The following is a 945-nucleotide window of genomic DNA, read 5'->3' as shown; positions in this document are numbered from 1 at the left end:
ATGGTGTGTCAAGCCGCGCGGGTGGCTGAGGTGGGTGGGTTCTCGAGCTGGCGGTAGAGCTGGCGGGCGATGTAGCGCTTGAGGCAGCGTTTGATCTCCCGGTCGGTCTTGCCCTCGGCTCGCCGGCCCTCGGCGTAGGTGCGGGTGTCGGGGTCGTGGCGCAGCCGGGACAGGGCGATGGTGTGCAGGGCCCGGTTGAGTTGCCGGTTGCCGGAGCGGTTGAGTCGGAAGCGCACGGTCTTGCCCGAGCTGGCGGGGATCGGGGCGGCCCCGGCGAGCATGGCGAACGCGGCATCGTTGCGGCAGCGGCCGGGATGCGACCACGCGGTGAGCACGACCGCGGCGACGATCGGACCGACTCCGGTCAGGTCGAGCAGGTCCGGCCGCCAGGAGCGCACGAGCGCCCGGATCGCCCGCTCGTCGTCGGCGGCCTCGGTGTGCAGGGCGCGGATGCGGCCGGCCAGGGCGCGCAGCGTGGTCAGCACGGTGAACACTTCGACATCAGCGGTGGCCGCGCCGGGCCGGACCCGACCGGCGATGTCGATCATCGTGCGGGTGCTGTGGCCGCGGAACCGGGCCCGGACCGGTTCCGGGGCAGTGATCACCAGGGCGCGCAGCTGCCGTTGCGCGGTGGTGGCAGCGTCCACCGCGCTGCGCCGCGCGGCCAGCAACGCGGCCAGCGCGGCCCGCTCCGGCCCGGTCTTGGGCGCAGCGAGCCTCGTGCGGGCCAGGGCGTCGCGGGCGGCGCGTTCGGCGTCGAGCACATCGGACTTGCGCCCGGCGCGCCGTGCCGGGCGGACCGGACGGTCCAGCTCGACGACCATTTCGGCTGCCTCGGCGAGGTGGCGGGCCAGACCGGCGCCGTAGCCGCCGGCACCCTCGATCGCCCAGGCCCGTAGCCCGCGGTGCTGCTCGGCCAGGCCCGTAGCCCGGAGTGCTGCTCGG

Annotated in this window: 1 protein-coding gene; it reads right to left on the bottom strand. The window is 75.0% G+C overall.

Translation table 11 applies throughout. The annotated features are described in order from the left end of the window. Nucleotides 1-8: 8 nt before the first annotated feature. Nucleotides 9-945 (bottom strand): transposase (locus ACFQE5_RS09545; protein ID WP_379584484.1); only part of this gene is annotated, 937 nt, incomplete at its 5' end.

Origin of the sequence: Pseudonocardia hispaniensis, assembly GCF_042658695.1 — a bacterium.
GTDB lineage: Bacteria > Actinomycetota > Actinomycetes > Mycobacteriales > Pseudonocardiaceae > Pseudonocardia > Pseudonocardia hispaniensis.
This window is presented reverse-complemented; position numbering and strand designations above follow the sequence as displayed.